Below are 23582 nucleotides of genomic sequence, written 5' to 3' on the forward strand. Positions count from 1 at the left end.
CAATAATTTTAGATATGGAAATTTTAATATCCGGCTAATTTACTAAAAACGTTAGTATTTCCTGAATAATTGTTCAACAGGATTTCCTGTTATCCCCAGTCTGATTAAATAGCTAGTGGAAGAGAATTTTAATGCCGTAACGAGATCCGCTTTAATATTTCTGTTCTCCGGGCGATGATCGATCAGCGTTTGTGGATCCACTTAGATAAAAGTCATCATATTTAGGTATGTTTAAGAATATCAGCTTTTTCTTTGGCAAATTTGTTTATCATAAAAAAATAGCAAAATGAATACAATAAAAATAGGTTGGATTGGCTTGGGTAACATGGGAATCCCGATGGCCGGACAGTTGATAAAAGCAGGTTATGCTGTAGTAGTTTACAACAGAAGCAAGGGTAGAGAGGCTGCATTAACAGAAATTGGTGCAATAGTAGCTGAAAACCCTAAAGAGTTGATGAACCGCACAGATGTAGTGTTGCTGATGGTATCTGACGATACTGCAATCGATCAGGTTTTTAATGAGAAAGATGGTCTCTTTGATGCTGATATTTCAAATAAAGTGATTATCAACATGAGCACGGTTTCGCCTGCCATTTCAAAAAAGATGGGTGCATTGTGCAAGGAAAAAGGCGGACAATATTTAGACGCGCCTGTTTCAGGAAGTGTAAAGCAGGCCGAAACCGGTCAGCTGGTGATTATGGTTGGTGGTAATGAAACTACATTTGAACAGGTAAAGCCAATCCTCGAAAAAATCGGTAAAATGGCTGTATACTTAGGTGATACAGGAGCTGGGAATGTTTCAAAATTAGCCATCAACTCGCTATTGGCTTTATACACACAGGGCTTAGCCGAAACAGTACTGTTTGCTCATCAACAGGGAATTAAAACTGAGGATCTGCTTCATTTACTCAATAATGGCGCGATAGCGAATGTTTTCACCAAAATCAAGGGCGATGCCATTATCGCCGATAACTACAAGCCTGCTTTTGCCCTTAAACATATCGTGAAAGATTTAAATCTGGCAAAGGCAATCGGGCTTGATTCACCCCTGGCCAAAACCGCATTGAATACTTTTGAGGCAGCAACCGCCAAATACGGAGAGGAAGATTTGATTGCCGTAATTAAACATATTAAAGCGTAAAGAGATCCTTTTAATGCTAAGGGGATAACCATAGGGGGCATGCTTCCTATGGTTGTTGTATCTGAATAATTTAATTTACATATTTATTATATATAAAAATGGAAATGCTATATTTTCAAACCTAAAAATGTGCGTCCCATTATGAATGCCCATTAGAATTAATTAATGTAATCCTCTTGAAATCAGTTTCTTGTATTGATTTATTAAAAATAAATAACCTAATACTTGCATCGTACGAAATTTGTCGTACCTTTAGGGTATGAAAAGTAATCAAACTGAAAATCATCTGCCCGAACCAACCAAAGCTGAACTGGAAATTCTCCAGGTGTTATGGGAATTCGGGCCATCAACCGTTCGGTTTGTAAATGATAAGCTGAACGAGATCAGAGAAGTTAATTATACATCTACTTTAAAACAGATGCAGATTTTAGCTGAAAAAGGAATTTTAAAACGTGATGAAAGCCAAATGAAACACATTTATATTCCGGTAGAAGCTGAAGAAAAAACCAAAGATCAGTTGCTAGATCGTTTCGTAAACACCTTATATAAGGGCTCCGCATCGAAATTGATGATGCAGCTTTTAGGGAACGAAAAAACATCAAAAAAGGAAATTGAAGAGATTAAGCGGCTATTGGATAGCATGGACTAATTAACCAGAACAGAAGATACAGAACCACCCTCATGGAATTTAAATTAACCGATCTTTTGCCCGAAAACTGGCTTCATGCCTTAGGTGCTACCTTATTTCACTCTTTGTGGCTTGGTGTAATTTTAGCTTTGCTGGCTGGTTTGGTCATGTTTACCTCCCGTAAGGCAAGCGCTACATGGCGTTATAACTTGCTTACCTTATGTTTAGGTTTATTTATTGTGGCCATAGGTTTTACTTTTTATCAGGAGCTTCGGCAATCGGATCACCATACACAATCACAGGTAACTCATCAAACAGGGATTAATTTGCCAAAGGCAATTGCAGATCAAAAAGCAGTTACAAATGTACAACATGATATGTACGCCGGACTTAATCGCATCCTATCGTTGTGGAATGCTTATGCCTATCAGATCGTGTTGGTTTGGTTCCTGATCATCTGCGGAAAAAGTATCCAGTTAATGGTGGGGCTAAACGGGGTGTATCACCTGCGTCATGATAAAACTTACGCTGCGGGTAAAAAGTGGGATGAAAAATTGAACGAACTTGCACAAAAACTGGGTTTAACGCAACAGGTTAAGCTAATGCAATCGGGTATTGCGCAGGTACCTTTGGTAGTGGGGCATTTTAAACCTTTAATCCTCATTCCGCTGGGTTTGCTCAATGGTTTATCCGATGCCGAAGTTGAAGCCATTCTGTCTCATGAACTGGCCCACATTAAACGGAAAGATTACCTGGTAAATATATTGCAGAGTTTCATTGAAATTGTATTCTTCTTTAACCCGGCGGTACTTTGGGTATCGCAATTAATCAAAACAGAACGAGAGCATTGCTGCGATGATTTGGCCATCGCCTGTGTAAACGATCGCAAAAACTACGTTCAGGCCCTCATTGTATGTCAGGAGTTTAAGCAGCGTGCACCTGCTTATGCCATGGCGATGAGCGGGACTAAAGGTAGCCTGCTGCACAGAGCAAGCAGGATGTTATTCAATACCAATTCAACTTTAAACAAAATGGAAAAAACGATATTAACCATCGCCCTAGTATCGGTGGTGTTTTGCAGTGCTGCATTTAAAAGTGTTGGCCATTCAAAAACAATTACCAGAAAAGAAACACTTACTACAATTGTAACCTTGCAGGATACAACTAAGAAAAAAGCTAAGTCCGCAGAAGGAAAATCTGCAGACCAGATGGAAAAAGAGATCAATGCAAAGGTAGACAGCGAGCTGAAAAGGATCAATGAAAGACAACAGCTGCCGGAAACAAAAGAAGATAGAAAGGCCAGGCTTACTGATGAAGAAACCAGGCAAGCGGATGAAAAGACATGGGAGCATGATGTACAGCAGGCCCTGGAAGATGCTAAGCAAACCGTTATTGATGCTAGAGTAGCCGAAAATGATAGGAAACAAGCCATTGCGGATGCTAAACAAGCTGCTGAAGACGCAAAAGTATATCGGGGATTAGCAAGGGAAGATAAATCAATAGGTTATGCAATATCTACAAGGGTACCTCGCCCGCCAAAAGCACCAAAAGCCCCTCATGCTGCATATGCTGTACCAACAGTTCCAGCTGCATCTGATGTTCCTGCTATGCCTCCGGCACCATCTGTTTATGGGAAAAGTGGGAATACCAGAACCAGTTCTCAGCGTACGGTTACTTCGAAAACGGTAACCAATGGCGATGGCCATGATTATACCAATGCAATCAACCAGGAGTTGCTAAAGGATGGCATTATCAGCAATACCAATAAACTTTCTTACAAACTCAATAAAGATGAGCTGATTGTAAATGGGGTGAAACAAAATACCGAAGTTCAGCAAAAGTATAAAAAGCGGTTTTTGAAGAATGATAGGCACTCGCTAATGTATAATTTCCTGATAGAAAACAACAAAAACTAAGTTCTAAAAGCGCTAATCCAATTTACATCATGAAATTTAAGATCATGGCTTTTTTAAGCCTATGGATGAATATTGCCTTTACTTTTGCCCAGATCCAAAGCCTTCAGCCAAAAATTTACGGTCGAGTATTGGATGCCGAGGGAAAGAATATTGAATTTGCTACAGTTGCCCTCCTTAAAGATTCAGTGCTTTTTAAAACTACCTTTACCGAGAAAGATGGACTATTCAGTTTTGATCAGCTTGGATATGGAAAATATCTGATTAAAATATCGGTAGTCGGATCGCCTATATACCAAACCGATACATTGGTACTAACTGCAGACCATAGCATTATTGCCTTACCAGATATTAAAATCAAAACCGGGGCAACCGATTTAAAAGAGGTGACTATTTCAGGACAAAAAGCTTTTGTAGAACGGAAAATAGACCGTACTGTTGTGAATGTGGATGCATTGATTTCGAATGCGGGCAGCACTGCGTTAGATGTGCTGAGCAAATCGCCCGGCGTAAATGTAGATCAGAACGGAGTTATTTCTTTAAAAGGTAAAAACGGGGTAACTATTTTTATTGATGATAAACCAACTTATTTATCGGGTTCTGATCTGGAGAATTATTTGCGTTCCTTGCCTTCTTCTGCTCTTGATCAGATTGAACTGATGACCAATCCACCGGCCAAGTACGACGCTGCCGGCAATGGAGGCGTAATTAACATCAAAACCAGGAAAACTAAAAGCGCAGGCTTTAACGGAGGGATTAATCTGAGTTTAAACCAGGGCGAGCTAAGCCGTTCGAACAACAGTTTCAACTTTAATTACCGAAAAGATAAGGTTAATGTTTTTGGAAACCTGAGTTATAACCTCAATAACAGTTTTACCGATCTTGATCTGAACCGGAAATATAAAAATGCTGATGGTAGTGCCAAATCCTACTTTAATCAGAATTCTTATTTCCGCAGGCACGGTAATACTTTAAACCTGAAAACCGGGCTTGATTATTATGCGTCAGAGCAAACTACATGGGGTGTGGTACTTACAGGCATGAACAGGATTTCCAAACAGGTAAATAACAATACCAGTAATCTTTCTAATGCCTCCATGCAGTTAGATTCGGTCATCAGGGCCGAAAATATTGATCAGATCAAATACCAAAATGCAGGTGTCAATTTAAATTACAGGCATAAATTTAAGCAGGCAGGTCGGGAATTAACCTTTGATGCGGATTACCTGCTTTATCGGGATCAAACCGATCAGACCTATTATAACTTCAGTTACCTGCCCGGCGGAGCTTTAAAATACCAGGATATTTTAACGGGTAACCTGCCATCGGATATTGATATTTATACTGCCAAAATGGATTATTCGCATCCTTTAAAAAACAAGTGGAAGCTGGATGCGGGCGTTAAAACCGCCTATACCAAAACAGATAATATTGCTGAGTATGCTAATACCGCAAATGGAAAAACGAGTGCAGATGATGAAAAGAGCAATCACTTTTTGTATAAGGAGAATATTAATGCGGTTTACCTGAACATGAGCAGGGAAGGAAAGCGGTTTTCGCTTCAGGCAGGTTTGAGGTATGAAAATACAGTTTCTAACGGGCATCAGTTGGGCAATCCGATCAAACCTGATTCTACTTTTAAAAGAACCTATAACAGTTTGTTTCCAACGCTTTATTTTTCTTACAAGCTTGATACGGTAGGAAATAACGAACTCGGACTGAATTACGGGAGAAGGATCGATCGTCCGTATTATCAGGACCTTAATCCGTTCTTTTCACCATTGGATAAGTTTACCTATTATGTGGGTAATCCGTTCTTAAAACCTTCTTTTACCCAAAGTATCGAACTTTCTCATACTTATAAAGGTAAGATTACCACGGCGTTGAGTTATAGCTGGGTGAGGGACGAAGTGAATGAAACCATCGAGATTTTAAATGGTACCTACTACAGCAGACCAGCAAATGTGGGCAAAACAAGGATAGCTAATATTTCAGTAAATGCAGAAATCGACCTTGCTAAATGGCTCAAACTGAATGCATATGTCGAGTACGCAAAAATAGTTTCAAAAACAGCTTTTTACACGGGCTTTCTGGTAACCAACGGGAGTTATTTAAGGGCAAACCCGAATTTGCAATTTAAAATCAGTCCGACGTGGAATGCGGAAATGAACATGAATTATCAGAGTAAACTTTCCAATGTGCAGTTTTTACTGGGCGCTGTGCATGAGTTTGGTGCAGCAGTGCAGAAAAAACTTTCAGCAAAAAGTACCCTGAAATTAACTGCAAACGACATTTTCAGAACCCGCATATACAATGGGATAATTAATAACCTTGCGGCTACCGAAGCGGGTTGGAGAAACAGACAAGATTCCAGAAATTTTGTTTTAAGTTTTAGCTATCGTTTTGGAAAGACCTTTTCTTCGCCAGCCAAACATGAATCTTCTGGTGCCGATGCTGAAAAGAACAGGGTGAAGAATTAAGGTTATAGATAGTTGAGATTTTCGTGCTTTTTCCGGCGGAAATCTGCGAGGCCGGTAGCAGGGTGCAGATCGCATGGAGCATAAACGATATCCATGGATTGATTCCTGGAAACTATGAGGGGAACTCCCCTCCTGATTTAGGAGGGGCGGGGGTGGTTAACAAATGAAATTTATTTTTACCCTTCGCTCAGTCTTCCCTCGGCTACCGATGAAAAATCGGTACAGGTCCGCCGCCGCCGATAGGCTCTTACCTTTTTTCAGTGTCTGTATATGTTTTTATCGGTCTTCAAGCTTGCTTCGCAGGTTTCTTGATAAAAAGGTAACAAAACCTGAGCGCAGCGAAAGCATGCCTGCCTATGAAAAAACAACTAAGAAGGCATAAATCAAGGCTTGCACCGTTTTTTATGAGGTAATGTTGTTTTTATCGGTATAAAAGATTGCTGCGCAATTCCTTGTAAAAAGCTACGGAAATCTTTATTGCGGCAGCATCGAGGCTCTTACCCTGGCTTTGTCCCACCGCGTCCGCTTTGATCCTGCCTTGGGCTGTGGGCTATGAAGCGGGAGTGCAAAGATTTCCGTGCTTTTTCCGGCGGAAATCTGCGAGGCCGGGTAGCAGGGTGCAGATAGCGTGGAGCATAAACGATATCCATGGATTGATTCTTGGAAACTATGAGGGGAACTCCCCTCCTGATTTAGGAGGGGCGGGGGTGGTTAACAAATGAAATTTATTTTTGCCCTTCGCTCAGTCTTCCCTCGGCTACCGATGAAAAATCGGTACAGGTCCACCGCCGCCGAAGGGCTCTTTCTTTTGGCTTGGCCCAAAAGAAACAAAAACCCAAGGCTAGCAGCCCTCCTTGTAAAAACCTACGGAAATCTTTATTGCGGCAGCATCGAGGCTCTTAGCCCTTGCCTTATTCCTCCGCGCCCGCTTTGATCCTGCCTTGGGCTGTGGGCTATGAAGCGGGAGTGCAAAGATTTCCGTGCTTTTTCTGGCGGAAATCTGCGAGGCCGGATAGCGTGGTGCAGATCGCATGGAGCATAAACGATATCCATGGATTGATTCTTGGAAACTATGAGGGGAACTCCCCCCTGATTTAGGAGGGGCGGGGGTGGTTAATAAATGAAATTTATTTTTGCCCTTCGCTCAGTCTTGCCTCGGCTACCGATGAAAAATCGGTACAGGTCCACCGCCGCCGATAGGCTCTTACCTTTTTTCAGTGTCTGTATATGTTTTTATCGGTCTTCAAGCTTGCTTCGCAGGTTTCTTGATAAAAAGGTAACAAAACCTGAGCGCAGTGAAAGCATGCCTGCCTATGAAAAAACAACTAAGAAGGCATAAATCAAGGCTAGCACCGTTTTTTATGGGCTAATGTTGTTTTTATCTGTATAAAAGATTGCTGCGCAATTCCTTGTAAAAAGCTACGGAAATCTTGATAGCGGCAGCATCGAGGCTCTTAGCCCTTGCCTTATTCCACCGCTCCCGCTTTGATCCTGCCTTGGGCTGTGAGGTAATGAGGGGGAGTGCAAAGATTTCCATGCTTTTTCCGGCGGAAATCTGCAAGGCCGGTAGCAGGGTGCAGATAGCGTGGAGCATAAACGATATCCATGGATTGATTCCTGGAAACTATGAGGGGAACTCCCCTCCTGATTTAGGAGGGGCGGGGGTGGTTAGTAAATGATATTTTCGGGCTTCCGTTATTATTCTCTGTCATCCTGAGGTACGAAGGATCTTTTGATTGAAAGATTTGCTTCGCATAGCCTAGGGGTTCTTCACTGCGTTCAGAATGACAATGAAACTTTTTCACTTCAGGGGAAAGCTGCCATCGGGAATAGATATGCTTAAAAGTAAGGGAAAGCACAGTTTAAAGATTTCTCCATTCCACTGCGTTACAGTCGAAATGACGACCGATTCTTAATAGGAAAATCTGCGAGGAAGCGGGAGCGGGGCTGTTTTAACCTAAACGCTTCTGCAAGTGCTTTTCAAAAAAAAATGATCTTTATCTTAACTGAAACACTATATCAGATAAATCTATGGCCTGTTGAAGAGTTGTCAACTTAATAGCGCTATGGTTATTAAAAGTTGACAACGCTCTTCCCTACAAAATTTGGTTCAAAACCAGCACCCCAGCAAGCCCCAAAACCGAAACCAAACTTTCCATCATGGTCCAGGTGCTAAAAGTTTCTTTAAGGCTGAGGTTAAAATATTCCTTAAACATCCAGAAACCGGTGTCGTTTACATGAGAAAACATTAAACTTCCTGCACCAACGGATAATACCATTAGCTCTGGCGGTGCGCCGGGGCCAATTAGAGTAAGTACCATACCTGAAGCCGTTAGTGCGGCCACCGTTGCCGAACCCAGGGTTACCCTGAGCGATGCGGTAATGAGCCAGGCGAGCAGTAAGGGCGATAAATTCAGGTGGCCGGTAAGTTGTTTTACCGTTTCGCCCATACCGCTATCAATCAAGATCTGTTTAAAGGCGCCACCTGCTGCAATAATCAGGATAATCATGGCGATACTTTTAACGCCTTCAGTACAGGATTCCATCGCTTTTGTAATGGAGGTTTTTTGAAGAGCCAGCGCAATAATAACCGAAATTAACAAGGCAGCAGTAGGATCAGCTAAGAATATAAACAGCGGTTTGCCTGTATAATCTATCTTGATACTGCTCCCTATGGTTCCGGCGATGATTAAAAATACCGGCAACAATGCGGTAACAAAACTCCTTGCAGCAGAGGGAAGATTTTCTTCTTCACTAAGATTAAAGTTGTGCAGTGCGACCGATTGATTTTGTTTGAGGATCAATCGTGGAAAATAGATTCCGGCGATAATTGCAATAGGAACGCTCAAAATTAACCCATAAATTAATGTTTTACCAATATCGGCATGGAAAATTCCGGCTAAAGCAACAGGCCCCGGGTGAGGGGGTAAAAACCCATGTGTTACCGAAAGGGCAGTGGCCATTGGGATGCCGACGTATAATTTTGATAACCCGGTTGTGGCTGAAATGGCAAAAACCAGAGGAATTAAAACCACAAAACCAGCATTGTAAAATAATGGAATGCCCACTAAAAGGCCCGTCAACAGCACGGCCCACTGGATGTTTTTTTTACCGAAAGCCCGGATTAAAATGAAAACGAGTTTTTTTGCTGATCCGCTGTCTTCAATTAATTTGCCCATCATGGCGCCAAGCGCCAAAACCATAACCATGCTGCCCAGCGTACTACCAATTCCATTGCTAATGGACGTCATCATCTTTGTGGCGGGCATCCCCAGCAAAAGACCTGTGATAATGGCCACCGCAATCAACGCAATCATAGGGTTAATCTTTTTCAAGATTAACACAAAAAGCGATAAAATACCGAAAAGCAGGATCAATAATGACATTTGGCTAGAAATATGAGGTAAATGTGATTAAATATAGGTTTTTAACCTCAACTATTTTTTAATCGTAATGGTTCTTCCGGTAACGAGGTTAAATTCGTAAATCCGGTATAGGCCATCGTCTTTTACTGCTATGCTTTCTACCAGGCCGGTTTTACTGAACGTATCGGTAACCATATCTCCTATTTTTACCTCCTGAAGAATATCGTTGGGCGTATCGCTGTTTAATCTGATCATAAAAGTAAAAGTATCGATTATTAATAAGAACTCTATTGTAGTTTAAATGGATTTTAAAAGCGGATAACTTTTGGCGTTTCTAAAAAGGCATCGTCACCCTGAATTTATTTCAGGGTCTTCTGATGATAAGGAAACAGTAGCTATGTTTATGTTAAATTAATTTAGAGATGCTACTTTGACTGCGAGAGAGATGCTGAAATAAATTCAGCATGACGACTTTTAAAAAAATAACTCCTGAAAACTTTTAATTGAACACGCTTACCCTTCCGTTCTCAAAATCTTTAACGGTGGTTGGTTTAAAATACTTCTTGTACTTAACACGCCCGTAACCACTACAAGCAACACAATTGAACCAAACAATAGTAAAGTTGGCACCAACGGAGGTATGAAGGCTGCATCAAAAGTAAATTTAGCCAATGCCCAGCTTCCACTGATGGCTAAAATTAATCCGGCACCTGCGGCAAATGCGCCTAAAAAGAAATACTCGATGGCGTTGATCGCAAAAATCTGTTTTCTGCTGGCACCCATGGTACGCAGTAAAATGCTCTCTTTTATCCGCTGGTTTTTACTGGTTAATACCGAAGAAATAAGCACAATCCAGCCGGTAACCATACTAAAACCTGCCATAAACTGGATGACGAAACCTATCTTACTTAATAATTCGTCTAATAATTTTAACACCAGGTCTAAATCAATCACCGAAACATTCGGGAATTTTTGTACCACTTCGCCCTGAAAACGTGCGGAAACTTCACCAGATGGTACCCTGGTCATCAACACATGAAACTGAGGTGCCTCTTCGAGTACCCCGGCAGGGAAAACTACTCTGAAATTGGTTTGCATCCTGCTCCAGTTTACTTCCCTTAAACTTCCAACAACCGTCGGGATCATCATACCCTGAACATTAAAAAGAATTTTATCGTTCAGCCCGACATGAATCTGTTGGGCATAACGCTGATCCAATGAAATATAGACGGTTTCGTTGGGTTTTATTTTTCCGATCCATTCCCCTGCTGTAATTTTTTCTGCTGCGGTTAAAGTATCCTGGTAAGTAGCCCTGATTTCGTTGCGGTAAGCTCTCCTGTTGTTGGTATCAGCACTGGCTTTCTTCCCGTTAATCTCTTCAATGCGCATGGTAATTACCGGCACTTGGTTCATTAAAGGCAGTTTGAAAGCTCTGGTTAAACTGTCTAATCCTTCTTTTTGCGCATTTTGGATATCAAACATCACCATATTGGGCTGGTTGTTGCCAGCTGAAAGTGTAACACGGCTCATTAATATGCCCTGAACAAAAAATAGGGTGCAGATAAATGCGGTTGATAAGCCTATGGAAACCGTAAGCATTAAGGTTTGGTTATTTGGGCGGTAAAGGTTAGCAAATCCCTGTCGCCATAAATAACTGGATGAGTTTGGCAAGAGTTTACGAACCAGGAACATCAATAACTGAGACAGGATAATGAGCAGCACAAAAGCAATGGCGATACTCAAGCTAAAGGCCAGGGTTTGTACCCAGGTTTTCATTTGCAAATGGGTAAAGCCGATAATAAAGGCGGCCATCAATACATACACCAGCCAGGTTAAAGGATCCCTTTTACCTCCGGTTTTTTCGAAAGAGATCCGGATGGCGTTTAATGGCGAAATTTTTCTAACGGATAAAAGGGAGGGAAGGGCGAAGAGGACCGAGATGATCAACCCTAATAAAATTCCCTGACCAACAGCCGGCCACGAAACCTGCATGGTAATTTCGACCGGTAGAAAATCTTTTAACACCAACGGAAGCAGGAACTGTATGCCTGTGCCTAAAGCTGCACCTAAAACAGCAGCAATTAAACCAATAAAAAAGACCTGTATCAGGTAGATCAAAAAAGCATGACGGGATTTTAATCCCAAACACCTCAGCGTGGCAATGGCACTTAATTTTTCCTGGATATACACGTGGATGGCACTACCCACGCCAACACAGCCCAGTAACAATGCGATGAAACCGGATAAAGCCAGAAAACGGTTCACATCTTTAAAAGATCTTCCGGTTTGTTCTTTTCTCGATTCTACTGTATCGGCATCAAAGCCTTCCTGTTCCAGTTTACTATCGTTCTTTTTCACCCACTCATCTATTCCGGATGGATCATTGTACCTGAAATAAAATTTATTGTTGATCCGGCTTCCTGTTTTAATCAGGTTGGTTTTATCGAGCAGTTGTAACGGGATATAAACCGTGGGGGCAATGCTGGCCCCAATCCCGGTTTGTCCGGGTGCTTTGGTTAACGTACCCAATATATTAAAATTGAGGTCACCTATTTTCACCGAATCGCCAACTTTTGCGTTGAACTGCATCATCAGGGTTTGATCCACCAGGGCATTTCTTCCGGTTTGAAAGTTTTTTGCAGCGGCCAGCGGAATGGTTTCTATCTCTCCGAAGTATGGATAATTTCCCTCCAGCGCCTTCATTTGTACCAAGCGGCTGCCACCTCCCTTTTGGAAATAGATCATCGAAGCAAAAGTTTTCTCCTGCGATCGTTCATCGCCAAGTGTATCGAGCATTTTTTGCATGGCTTTGCTTACACCCTTGCGGCTATCCAACACCAGATCGGCACCCGTAAGTTCTTTTGCCTGTGCATCAATATCTTTTTGCAGGTTATCTTTAAACGAATAAACGGCAACAAGAGCCGCAATGCCCAAAATGATCGATGAGATAAAGAGCAGCAAACGGGTACGGTTTTTTCGGCTGTCGCGCCAGGCCATTTTAAACAGCCAGGAAAACGGAACAGATTGTTTTGGAAGGCTATTGGACATAAGCAGGATTTTCGTCTGAAATGATGATGCCGCCTTTAATTTTAATATTCCTTTCCGTTCTGGCCGCCAGTTCAAGGTCGTGGGTTACAATGATCAGGGTAGTTCCTGCATCTTTATTTAAATCAAAAAGCAATTTGATTACCTTTTCGCTGGTTTCGGCATCAAGGTTTCCTGTAGGTTCATCCGCAAAGAGTATGGCCGGTTGGTTCGAAAAAGCCCTTGCTAAAGAGATGCGCTGTTGTTCTCCACCCGATAATTGAATGGGATAGTGGTGCGATCGGTCGGCCAGACCAACTTTATCCAATAGTTCTAAGGCATGTTTACGGATGTTTTTGGCACCTCTTAGTTCTAAAGGTACCATTACATTTTCCAATGCAGTTAAGGTAGGTAGCAGCTGGAAATTCTGAAAAATAAAACCTACATATTGGTTTCTCACCGCAGCGCGCTCATCTTCATTCAGTTTTTCAAGCGCAATTCCGTTAAGTTCAACTGTTCCGCTGCTCGCCCGGTCTAAACCGGCGCATAAACCGAGTAAGGTGGTTTTTCCGCTTCCCGAAGGCCCTGTAATGGCTACCGTTGAGCGGGCAGTTATAGCGAAATTAATGTTATCCAGAACGGGGAGTTCCCGTCCGGCACTTTGGTAAATTTTGCTTACATTTCGGATGTTTAATATGCTTTCCAATAGCTGAATTTTTAGGGTTTGCGTATAGATGAAGCCAAACATAACAGGGCATTTCCTGTTAAGATAATGGTTTGATAATTAGATACAGATTAATTAGATATGTTACGAAAACGATTAATGGGGCTATTTGTTTTGAGCCTGATCCTCTTTAGCTGCGGAAACCGGCAAAGTAAAAATGATAATGATAAAACTTTAGATTCAACTGACCAAAAGAAGACTGCTGTAGTAACCGAACGAAAAAATATCCTTTTTTTTGGTACCAGTTTAACTGCAGGTTACGGACTAGACCCGACAGAAGCTTACCCGGCATTGATCCAAAACCGGATTGATTCTTTGAAAATGCCTTATAACGTAATAAACGGTGGTTTGAGTGGAGAAACTTCTGCCGGAGGTAAATCGCGTATTGACTGGCTGCTCAAACAGCGTGTAGATATTTTTGTACTCGAACTGGGGGCTAACGACGGGCTCAGAGGATTGCCAGTTGCACAGACGGTTAAAAATCTGCAGGCAATTATTGATCGCGTAAAAGCTAAATATCCAGATGCTAAAATGGTATTGGCAGGCATGCAGGTTCCACCGAATATGGGCGCAAAATATGCTGCCGATTTTAAAAACATGTTTCCTGAACTGGCAAAGAAAAACAACATGGCCCTGATTCCTTTTTTATTGGATAAAGTTGGCGGTGTTCCAAAATTAAACCAGGCCGATGGCATTCACCCTACAGCAGAAGGGGATAAGATTTTAGCAGAGAATGTTTGGGTGGTATTGAAGGATTTATTGTAGTTTTTATCCCGGAAGGACACCAGGGTTAGGCATTATGTTTAAAAATAAGGTTCCGTGGTTTCCATGTCTCCCTGGCCAAAAATATTTAACCACAGACGGAGAAAAGAGAAAGCACGGAGGTTATTTTATCGGTGTGGCGATATCATTTTATTTTTTAACCACCTCATGTATTGGTTATGAGTAAAAGTTAAATCTGGTTATAGTGAATCCTCAAGTGTTCCTAAAAAAGCAATAATCTGTTTAATCTCGGTTTTCGTTAAATTTCGCTTATCACCAGACAGCGTTTGGTTATCAACCTTAATACCCATACCAGCTCCTCCACCCCTGTTGTAAAAATCGATTACCTCTTCCAGGGTTTTATAAACACCGTTGTGCATATATGGGCCGGTTTTGGTAATGTTTCTTACGGTTGAAGTTTTAAAAGCGTGTTTATATTGTGGATAAGTGTAAAGTGCATACCGCCCCAAATCGGGATCTATTTTTGGCTTTAGGGTATCTGTTGTAGCCGGTACGCCTAAAACTTCTGCCTCACTCTTCATAAATAAGGGTGCCTGCGTACCGTTAAACAGGGGGGCAAAATGACAGCTTCCACATTTGGCTTTTCCCATAAAAAGATTAAATCCGGCTTTCTCTTGCTGATTTAACTGTTTTTTATCTCCCTGCATATAGCGGTCAAACCGGGAGTTGAACGGGTTTAATGAGCGGATGTAGGAAGCCAGCGCATGTTGAATTTTCCATGGATCTGCTTTTGTGCTTTTGTCTGGATAGGCCTTTCGGAAAAGGGCAGCATAATTTTTTGATGAGTTGATGCGCATCGCCGCTTCTTTGAGCGATCCGTTCATTTCCTGTTTGTGATGGACTACATCAAGTGCCTGGTCTTCTAAGGTGCCTGCCTTTAAATCATAAAAAAACCCACGTTGTAAACCTGCATAGGCTAGGGTTGGGGTATTTCTTAATAATACTTCCCCTTTTGCTATTCCTGCTGCTTTGGTTAAACCATCAGTAAACGCGAGTGACTGTTGATGACAGCTGGCACAGCTTCTTTTATTTCCGTTAGAAAGTACGGCATCATTAAACAGTACTTTTCCAAGCGCAATTTTATCGTCATTGATAAATAAAGTGCTGTTGCCTACAAATTTGTTTACATCAAAGGCATTTACCTGGAACATGCTTGTTGCATCATCACGAAGCGCAGAGCCGCTGGCGGCGACAGGTATTTTCTTTCCTAAACGAAGTTGGTTGATGTGTTTACTGATCGGATCAAGATATGATGTGATAAAGGTTAAGCGATCGAAATGATTAAAATTGTTGTGGCTATTCAGGTAACTGATTGCTGAAGCTATCAATTTAGCTGATCCATTATTTTTATACCGGGCAAGTACGTTAGCTATTCCCTTTAGTGCCGAAGCTGCTTCGGGGATCGACTGTAAAGCATTTGGGGTATCAAAGCCCGTAATGCCTAAACTGGTGATCCTGAAAATTTCTAACCGGATGGCATCAAATAATTGCGCATCGGTAATCTGGTACTGTTCATTAAAGCGTTTAACCCGTTGCAGGTTGAGCTGCATTTTTTTTACCTCATTCTCTAATTCCTTTCGGTTTTCTATAGTTGGATTTTGGTAGATAATTTCTTCCATCACCTGAAAACCTGTAGGATTTTCAATCAGATTTTCGCCCAGTTCGATTTCATCAATTGGTGCACCATTAAGCAAAACAGAAGTTGAAGGGAAAAAATATTCGATATAATACTCTAACTGTTTATATTTTATTCTCGCCTGTAGAAAAGATTGTTTAATGGCTTTTTCATCCTTTTTTTGAATGGCCTGAAATAAATTTTTGTCAATAATCTCTTGAAGTTCACTAAGCTCCCGGTCAAAATCTGCTTTCACCAGTTCTGCATTTGATTTGTTGTTCATTTTGCAGAAAATGGATAGCAGGGTAGTAAGGGTGATGAGTACAATGAAAAAAACAATTTTTTTAAGGCTAAACATACTCGGATAGGGGGTGAAATAAAATATAAAAATCCCTTCCGGCATTTGCCAAAAGGGATAAAAAGGTAAAACAGCTTACTTCGAAACGCCGCGAACAATTACCACTTGTCCGCCTTCGCTATTATTTGCCAGTCTGGTGGTACCACCATCGGCATTTTTGTATTTATCACTCGTCCACGTGTGTGGGTGTAAATTAACTATAAATGTTTCCGGGATGCCGGTTAGTGCAGAGATGTCGTACATGGCCCCATATTCCCAGCTGCTTAACTGTACATTATTTGATGGGTTATATTTAGCGTTAAAGGTTGCATCTGTTCGGCGGTGGTTCATTTGCAACATCGGTTTTAACGATTTTGAAGCTATTGCAAATTGCCATATCGTTCCGTCGTGGTCGTTGTTTTTGTAAAATGAATCTCCGTCTTCCTGGATGTAAACATAGTTTTCGGTTACACAAAGGTTATCCGGGTTTACAATGCTTTTTCCAGGATTGTCATTTCCGTCAACAGCAACTTCCAGTTTGCCTTTTAATGGGTTACCCGCATCCAATACCAGTTTGTATACGCGGCCCCACATGGTTTTTCCGCTTACTGGTGTAATTTTATCGCCCTGGCTTACTCCAGTTGCCGTAAAATATACCTCACGTCCGTTTGCAGCGCTGCCTTTTCTGTAATCGATATCCTCTACACGGGCTAACATTAACGCTTTTTTATCAATCGTTTGTTGCTGTAACTGTGCACCAGTACTGCTTTTTACATTATCAAGTTCCACAAATTCCACATCGTAGCTTTGTCCTTTTTCCATATTGGTTTCTATCGGGTCGTTATTGCTGCGTTTCATTACATACAACTTCCCGTTTTCCAGATCACCTTGTGTATTGGATACATACATGGCCAATTGTCCGTCACCCTCATCTTCACCGATCATAATTACGGTTTTGCCTGCAAATGCCCCTTTAGGGAGAGGCACAGCATTTTCAGCACTCCATCTGCCCAATGCGCTAACTGTTCTTTGTTTGTTCTTTTTATCAGCTGCACCAAGCGGGTCGATGGCGTGGATCATCGATTCTGCACCGCTTTCTCCGGCTGTTAAAAAAACGGGCTTAGAAAAGCCATGTTCTTCCGGAGTTACCATGGTAGCAGAACATAAACGGGTCATACCGCCATCCGAATCAACAATGTATTCTCCTTTTAACGGTTTAAAGTTTTTATCCAGATATACACGTGATACCGATTGAAGAATTTCATGATTGTTAATCATAATAAAACCTTCGCCTGCAGGGTTTTTGATTATTCCTGCTCCATCAGGTTGCGCACCAAAAATAAAATTCGGCGATTCAGGCAGTACATCATCCGAGCTGATTAAAGTCGTAATGTTCAGGTTTTCGAAACCGGGCATTGCTTTTACCAAAGCGGGGTTTACTGAATAATCTTTTAGTGTTGCCGGTGTAGTGATTTCTGGGTTTTCTGCCTCATTATTCTTTTTGCAGGCACTGATTACAACTGCCGAAGTAACGAATGCAGCAATAGCAAGGGTTAAAGCTTTTTGCTTTACTAAAGTTTTGTTCATCATTTTGTTTTCCGTTTCGGCAAAATTAAACGGGCTATGTTTCCAGAAATTAAAGTATGTGTTAAGCTAAAATGCATCGCTTAATTTAGAATGGTTCTGTGTAGGGCCTGGCTATTCGGGTTTTACAGCACTTTTTTAACCGACGACCTTAAGTAAAAGCCAGAAATTTTATGCTTATATCTGTTAAACCACCTGATTTTAAGCACTTTTGTTTATATTGATATTTTTTATCTTCAGCCAAAACTATGTCTTTCAACTACATTTTGGCTGCTGATAATTTTTCTATTACTCCAGAATAAAAAGAAAAGCTGTAATTTCTTCGACGAATTCCCCTGGCTAAGCCCGCATAAATCGGGTTTTCTTTCTGCATTTGAATGTTTCCGGAGCCAATGGGCATCCAAAATAGCACAGATATGGCCAGTATCGAAAGGGAATACCATGGATGATCGCCCATCAGGTTATGCATGCTGTTGTGATAAATCAACATGGGAAACGGAATTGCAAAAAAACAACATGTCAAGTATCCAGAAGATCGATAATCCTTTGCTCATATTTGTGGGTTAGCCAGATCAATATAGGTAATGGTGTTTAATGGGGCTTAACCGGTCATATGCTGTGGTGGATGATTTTTTTAATCTCAGTTAAAATTTCTGTTTCAAAAGTTGCCTGGCGGATCTGGCTTTTGCGGTTGCTGCCAAAGGTATGGCTAATGGCAAAGCTTTTGCCAAACTTATTCTGTTTATGTGATAAGGCATAATACAATAGCCCATCTTCCTGTATATGAAGGATATATACATCTTCAAATGCCATTATTTTTCGGGTAAATAACCCAGGGATCTTTTTATAGACATAGCCAGTGTATGGATCAAAAATGTAAGTGACATTAAAATGGAAGATAAAATCGTAAAGTGCTGTTAGTGCAGATACAAAACCAATTGCCATAATGCCCCAGTGTGTATCGCGGTAGAGATGAAGCATGGGTGTTACCACAAATATTCCTGCGGCAAGTAATGTAAAACATAAAATCTTGCCTTTGTAATCTCGTTCAGGCTGAAAACTTAGACGTCCACTTTCTGTTTTTAAATTATAACCTGTCATACCTTGGTTTTGCGTTTTTAATATTGCGGCAAGCCCATTATCGTACTTATTTCATCACTAAGTCTTTGCAAGGGTTTAGCGGTAAATAACGTTTGCGCCAATAAAATATGCCGGGTTTTATTATCCTTTCTCATGACCATAAGGGCCTGAACAAGTATGGTGATAAAATAGCTCTTTTGTTTTGCGATGAGAAAATGGTCAAAATCATCAAAGCTGTAGTTTACCGGTTTACTGAAGAAAAAACGCTTACGCTGTATTTCCCGGTTTAGGCTATCGAAAATAATAATACCTGTTGTGCGCAGGATGCACAATAGGCCCACAATAGCCAAAATAGCAACATATAAAAATGTCGCTTTGCTCGTACTGTATATCAATATGGCTACTATGGACGCAACACAGCCAAATGTAAGGCTATATAGAAGTCCCTTTTGTGCTTTTAGATAATAAGTATTTCCTTCTTGTTCCAAGTATTTAAATGATTCCATTTTTATGATTATGGAGATTATAATATGTACTTCATTTTGATAATATCTGTTTCAGGTATAACTTCAGGTTAATCCCGGGCTACCGCAAAAAGGATGCGGTGATGGTAAACCATCACCATAAGCATCACATGTTGATGTTGAGGCGCATAAGCTTCTTTATTAATATTTACCAACAAATGAAGATTTGTCTTCGAACCATTTACCAATAAATGGTACAGGTTTTAACGCACCATTTGCTGCATTGATGATTCCAATGATCCAAAGAATGATGAATGCGTAACCTACAAATCCCAGGAAGGATAAACCAGGTGCTATCCCGGCAATAATGCTAAAGGCTACATTGAAAATAATGCTTACGATGGCAAGACCTAACGACTGTCTTAAGTGATATTTAAGCAAAGTGTCAGCTTTATCTTTTCCGGCAAAATAAGCAACTAACCAACCAATAAGGGTGATGTAAGAAACGATTGAAAGGGTTTTGTTGTCCATGATTTCTGTTTTTAAGGTTGAAAATTATTTAGATCAAATTTGGCATTAACCATCATCATCTAAAAAAAACTGGTGGCTACAGAGCATCTACAACGTTTTTGTAAAGCGTCTACAATACATCTACAGTTTAATGTAATTGTTTGTATGTCAGATTTTTATGTTGTCTTATGTTTTTATCGTTTTGTCTACAATAATCACCTAACTCCAATCTTTATGCTAATTTTACCCTATGAAACATCAACATTTTAAAAGGATATTTCTCTTAATTGGCATTTGCATCAGTTATTTTGTAACCAATGCGCAAACTTTATTGGAGAGTATTTCACTTAACAGGTTGAGCGATAAAGATAAACCGGCATTGTTAACACAGCTTGCTGAAAGAAATAGAATTAACGGCGATTATAAAGGAGCGATTCAAAAGGCTCAGCAAAGCGCAGCATTAGCTTTAAAATTTAAAAATTTAACGGAGGCTACGAAAGCCTATACCATACAGTCGAGCATATATGCTACAACCAAAGAGTTTGTTTTATCAAAAAAAGCGGGCGACAGTGCATTTTTGATTGCACAACAATCACGGCAGCCTGTTGCAATGGCCTATGCTTATTATGCACAGGCTTTATTTTATAATGCAATAGACAATTCAGAGCAGATTACGAAATATTGCGGGCTTGCGTTAAAGCTGTTGGAAAAAGTAGCTGACCCTTACCTTAGTGCTAAAATATATTACCTGCTCTACATGGTTAATACCCATTGGGACGATGTTAAAAATGTAAATAAATACGCACGTGCTGCTACCGAAAATGCACTAAAAACCACCGATTATAACCTGCTGAGCAATTGTTATATTGCTTTATCTGTTGCCGCTGATTATAATTACGCCAGTAATAAAAATGAAGCGTTACGTGATAGTATCATTTACTATTTAAATAAAGCTCAAAGCCTCTACCAGCAATACCCTAAATACGTTGCCCGCAAAACTTATGGCATTGCCTGTGTCAATAGCGCTGATTATTACCTGCGCTACTTTTCTGATACCGATCAGGCTGCAAAAGCCAATGCCATTCGCTATGCAGAAATGGCTAATGAAGTCATGAAAGGGGCGATTAATGGTGAAGAAATCAGGGCAAGCAGTTTGGGGATTTTGAGTGAATATGCCAGGAGAGATAAAAATTTTGTAATGACTGAAGCTTATCTGCAAGAAGCCTATAGCGTATTAAAAACTCAAAAAGTTCCATACTATTACACTTTAATCAATGTTTCAACCGCTTTGGCTACTTTTTATGAGCAACAGGGTGAATACAAAAAAGCGTTAGAATTGCAGAAACGGGTAACCGAATACAATAGTAAATATTTTGATGAGAAACGGACTTTAAATGCCCAGAAACTCGAGGTACAGTATGAGGCTGAAAAGAAAAGTAATGAGGTTAAACTATTAAAGCAGCGCGAAAAATACGCCAGGCAGCAAAAGTACCTCTACATTGGTATTGCCATTGCCTCTATACTGGGCCTTATATTTATGTTTCGCTCTTACCACTTCAGGTTAAGGTACTCTTTACAGCGTGAAAGGCAATTGCATTTAGAAAAACAGGATGCCGAACTACAAATGAAGTTTGAAAAAGAGGAACAGGCGAGGTTGAAGGCGGAGCAGCTTTTGTTGGAAAGCCAGCAGCAACAATTACAGAAAGAAATGATGGCCAGTCAATTGCAGCTTGAGCATAAAAAGGAAATGCTGTTTCAACTTAAGGAAAAACTTATTGATAACCAGCGGCTGAATATCAAAAAAATCTGGAATGAAGAATTGCTGTTGGATAATGATTTTGAAGAAGCTAAATTTCAGATCCAGGAGGTACACCCGGAGTTTTTTTCACTGATAAATCAACGGGCACAACAAAAACTCACCCCACTCGATTTAAAACTTTGTGCCTACCTTCATCTAAAAATGGATACCAAAAAAATTGCCCGGTTGATGAATATCGAAGCCAAAAGTGTACGAATGAGTTGTTATCGGATAAAGCAGAAGTTGGGTTTGGGTAGGGATGAAGACCTAAAACTGTTTTTACAGGATATTGGATAGTGTGCTTCTTTTTATCAATTAAGGTGGTTAACCGAATTAAACCGTCTTTTTACCTCTGAAAGCTTATTTTCTTTTTGATTGATGAGCTTACGCATTTCCAGTTTTTGGTTCAATAACTCCCTTTGGTTAGTGGTAACACGATCACGCACCTGTATTGTACTGTTTTTATCCTGGCTTAGCTGCTGTAGGGCAATTTCCCGGCGATCTGACATTTCCAATTGTTTTAGGGCGTCATAATAGCTGATTGCGGCTTTCTTCAGGTCATTTCCGTATTCTACATCTTTTATTTCCAGCGCATTTATCTCGTTAATTACCTTATTAAAAGCCTGTTCCTTATCATCAATCGCCTGTAGGGCACATTTAAAATCGCAATCAATAATGCATTTAAGCTTTCTTTCGTTGGGTCCGTTTTTACCCACCATGATATTAAATACAGTTCTTTCTGAGTTTGCAAGGACTGTATTTAGCTGAACTGCCTTTTTCGATTGGCAAGCAATTAAACAAAAGATCAGCAGCGTAAAAAAGATATTTCTCTGTACCATAAAACTTAAAATAATTTAGCGCTTAAAGAATATAGATATTACTTAAGTCAATCCTAATGGAATGTTAATTCCGGTTTAAATCGGTAATTAATAATGGATTATCTTTTTTTAGGTTTTCGAGCAGTTCTTCAACGGCTCCTGTAGAGGGATTTTTTTTCAATTCTTCTACTTCAGTATTGGTAATTCCTACTAACTGCAGAAAGCTTATTTCGCCGTGAGGAGTGTCAATTTTTCCCAGTTCAGGATCCAATGCCAAAACAAAACCTGTGATCTGGGTATCAGTATTTAGCCTTACAGGCCCATTAGCCGGGATAAAATGGTTTTCCTCAAACCATTTACCACTTGAAAATACATACCTGGCTAAATTATTCATCACCTGTATGGCCCAGATGGGATCTTTTTCATCATCTTTAAATGGGGCTAAGCGAAAGGTGAATTCAAACCCCCACTTGCTAAATTCCCCACCTGCTTTTTCTTCATTGTAATAAAGTTCGCTCATGCCATAGCTGATGAGGTGTTGGTGAAAGCTTTGGTGGTTGCTATCATAAATACTGACACCATCTATCGGATCGGTTCCGCCTGCAACATAATGGATTCCGCAAAGCGGTGGATAATGCCGGGCTTCGGTAGTACCATAAATTTTTTTCAGTTGGTCATCTATCGCCTGCCATCCGGGGCTATCATCTGATGTAAACTGCTGCTTATATCGTTCAGAGGTCATGATAATTTTGGTTAAGTTTAAAATGTTTCCAAAGATTTTACCGTTTTAATCTCGTATGGGTTGTTGGCGTAAGTTTAGGTAATGAAATTGAATTTCCTTTCAAATATGCTGCCGATTAATGGAACAGGCTTTTCCAAACCATTATTTGCAGTAACCATACCCAGTAGCATCAATATAAATGGAATTAATAAAATGAGATAAAAAATGAAGCCTAATGATGGAATGATGGCCAGGATAATACCACTTAAGATACTGAATAGGATAGTGGTAATGATAATACCAAGTGACTGCCCCAAATGGTAATTGGCCAATGCACTTTTATCTTTCGATTTTTTAAATTCCAGGTAGGAAACAATCCAGCCGATGAGCGTGATATAGGCAACCAGTGCAATTGTTTTCTGTTTCATGAGATTAAAATTTGGTGAACTAAACAATACAAAATTATGGTTGCCTTTATGTCCAACCAAGAAAAAGGGAGCTACACTCCGACTACGAATTTTTTAAATGCCGTCTACAAGGAGACTACAAAAGCCTTTAAAACGGCTAAATTTCAATTATTTATTGTAATTCTATTTT

19 protein-coding genes are annotated in these 23582 nt (G+C 40.4%); 6 read left to right on the forward strand and 13 right to left on the reverse strand.

All coding sequences use genetic code 11. The features are described 5' to 3' along the window. The first annotated feature begins 286 nt into the window (after nt 1-286). From ACK1I8_RS01465 to ACK1I8_RS01480, 4 genes are all read left to right on the forward strand, one after another. Complete coding sequence (locus ACK1I8_RS01465; protein ID WP_412467596.1) at nt 287-1141, forward strand: NAD(P)-dependent oxidoreductase; 855 nt, start codon at nt 287-289, stop codon at nt 1139-1141. A gap of 259 nt (nt 1142-1400) precedes the next feature. Further along, a complete protein-coding gene (locus ACK1I8_RS01470) occupies nt 1401-1790 on the forward strand; it encodes a BlaI/MecI/CopY family transcriptional regulator (protein ID WP_412467597.1) in 390 nt (129 codons plus the stop codon). A 32-nt stretch (nt 1791-1822) separates the two neighbouring features. Continuing rightward, nucleotides 1823-3685, forward strand: coding sequence for a M56 family metallopeptidase (locus ACK1I8_RS01475; protein ID WP_412467598.1), 1863 nt, complete (start codon nt 1823-1825; stop codon nt 3683-3685). Between the two features lie 29 nt (nt 3686-3714). After that, entirely contained in the window at nt 3715-6162 is a 2448-nt protein-coding gene (locus ACK1I8_RS01480) for an outer membrane beta-barrel protein (RefSeq protein WP_412467599.1), read from the forward strand. Nucleotides 6163-8258: 2096 nt separating this feature from the next. Here the strand turns inward: ACK1I8_RS01480 and ACK1I8_RS01485 are convergent. The 4 genes from ACK1I8_RS01485 to ACK1I8_RS01500 all read right to left on the reverse strand — a co-directional run bounded on the left by ACK1I8_RS01485 (nt 8259) and on the right by ACK1I8_RS01500 (nt 13299). Further along, a complete protein-coding gene (locus ACK1I8_RS01485; protein WP_412467600.1) occupies nt 8259-9548 on the reverse strand; it encodes a gluconate:H+ symporter in 1290 nt (429 codons plus the stop codon). Between the two features lie 51 nt (nt 9549-9599). Beyond that, complete coding sequence (locus ACK1I8_RS01490) at nt 9600-9782, reverse strand: hypothetical protein (protein ID WP_412467601.1); 183 nt, start codon at nt 9780-9782, stop codon at nt 9600-9602. A 258-nt stretch (nt 9783-10040) separates the two neighbouring features. Next, nucleotides 10041-12575, reverse strand: a complete 2535-nt coding sequence (locus ACK1I8_RS01495; RefSeq protein ID WP_412467602.1) for an ABC transporter permease — start codon at nt 12573-12575, stop codon at nt 10041-10043. Beyond that, entirely contained in the window at nt 12565-13299 is a 735-nt protein-coding gene (locus ACK1I8_RS01500) for an ABC transporter ATP-binding protein (RefSeq protein WP_412467603.1), read from the reverse strand. Before ACK1I8_RS01500 ends, ACK1I8_RS01495 begins: the two co-directional genes overlap by 11 nt. 57 nt (nt 13300-13356) lie before the next feature. Here ACK1I8_RS01500 and ACK1I8_RS01505 point away from each other — a divergent pair, with 57 nt between their 5' ends. Continuing rightward, a complete protein-coding gene (locus tag ACK1I8_RS01505; protein ID WP_412467604.1) occupies nt 13357-14040 on the forward strand; it encodes an arylesterase in 684 nt (227 codons plus the stop codon). 197 nt (nt 14041-14237) lie between these two features. Here the strand turns inward: ACK1I8_RS01505 and ACK1I8_RS01510 are convergent, their stop codons facing one another. The 6 genes from ACK1I8_RS01510 to ACK1I8_RS01535 all read right to left on the reverse strand — a co-directional run bounded on the left by ACK1I8_RS01510 (nt 14238) and on the right by ACK1I8_RS01535 (nt 19669). Then, nucleotides 14238-15956, reverse strand: coding sequence for a cytochrome-c peroxidase (locus ACK1I8_RS01510; RefSeq protein WP_412467605.1), 1719 nt, complete (start codon nt 15954-15956; stop codon nt 14238-14240). A 150-nt stretch (nt 15957-16106) separates the two neighbouring features. Beyond that, nucleotides 16107-17600 carry a hypothetical protein gene (locus tag ACK1I8_RS01515; RefSeq protein ID WP_412467606.1) on the reverse strand — a complete coding sequence of 498 codons (1494 nt, stop codon included), beginning with the start codon at nt 17598-17600 and terminating at the stop codon, nt 16107-16109. 253 nt (nt 17601-17853) lie between these two features. Further along, a complete protein-coding gene (locus tag ACK1I8_RS01520) occupies nt 17854-18084 on the reverse strand; it encodes a hypothetical protein (RefSeq protein WP_412467607.1) in 231 nt (76 codons plus the stop codon). A 119-nt stretch (nt 18085-18203) separates the two neighbouring features. After that, nucleotides 18204-18695: a hypothetical protein gene (locus ACK1I8_RS01525; RefSeq protein WP_412467608.1), complete on the reverse strand. Its 492-nt coding sequence runs from the start codon at nt 18693-18695 to the stop codon at nt 18204-18206. A gap of 17 nt (nt 18696-18712) precedes the next feature. Beyond that, nucleotides 18713-19180, reverse strand: coding sequence for a hypothetical protein (locus ACK1I8_RS01530; RefSeq protein WP_412467609.1), 468 nt, complete (start codon nt 19178-19180; stop codon nt 18713-18715). Nucleotides 19181-19339: 159 nt separating this feature from the next. Further along, nucleotides 19340-19669: a DUF4870 domain-containing protein gene (locus ACK1I8_RS01535; RefSeq protein ID WP_412467610.1), complete on the reverse strand. Its 330-nt coding sequence runs from the start codon at nt 19667-19669 to the stop codon at nt 19340-19342. A gap of 229 nt (nt 19670-19898) precedes the next feature. On the opposite strand from ACK1I8_RS01535, the gene ACK1I8_RS01540 reads away from it, so the two are divergent. After that, a complete protein-coding gene (locus ACK1I8_RS01540; protein ID WP_412467611.1) occupies nt 19899-21743 on the forward strand; it encodes a helix-turn-helix transcriptional regulator in 1845 nt (614 codons plus the stop codon). 14 nt (nt 21744-21757) lie between these two features. On the opposite strand, the gene ACK1I8_RS01545 is transcribed toward ACK1I8_RS01540, so the two are convergent. The 3 genes from ACK1I8_RS01545 to ACK1I8_RS01555 all read right to left on the reverse strand — a co-directional run bounded on the left by ACK1I8_RS01545 (nt 21758) and on the right by ACK1I8_RS01555 (nt 23413). Continuing rightward, complete coding sequence (locus tag ACK1I8_RS01545; protein ID WP_412467612.1) at nt 21758-22285, reverse strand: hypothetical protein; 528 nt, start codon at nt 22283-22285, stop codon at nt 21758-21760. 64 nt (nt 22286-22349) lie between these two features. Next, nucleotides 22350-23006 (reverse strand): suppressor of fused domain protein, encoded by a 657-nt coding sequence (locus ACK1I8_RS01550; protein WP_412467613.1) that lies wholly within the window; start codon nt 23004-23006, stop codon nt 22350-22352. 74 nt (nt 23007-23080) lie between these two features. After that, nucleotides 23081-23413 (reverse strand): DUF4870 domain-containing protein, encoded by a 333-nt coding sequence (locus ACK1I8_RS01555; RefSeq protein ID WP_412467614.1) that lies wholly within the window; start codon nt 23411-23413, stop codon nt 23081-23083. Nucleotides 23414-23582: the final 169 nt, after the last annotated feature.

The sequence above is a fragment of the Pedobacter sp. KLB.chiD genome, assembly GCF_047040275.1.
In the GTDB taxonomy this organism is placed as follows: Bacteria; Bacteroidota; Bacteroidia; order Sphingobacteriales; family Sphingobacteriaceae; genus Pedobacter.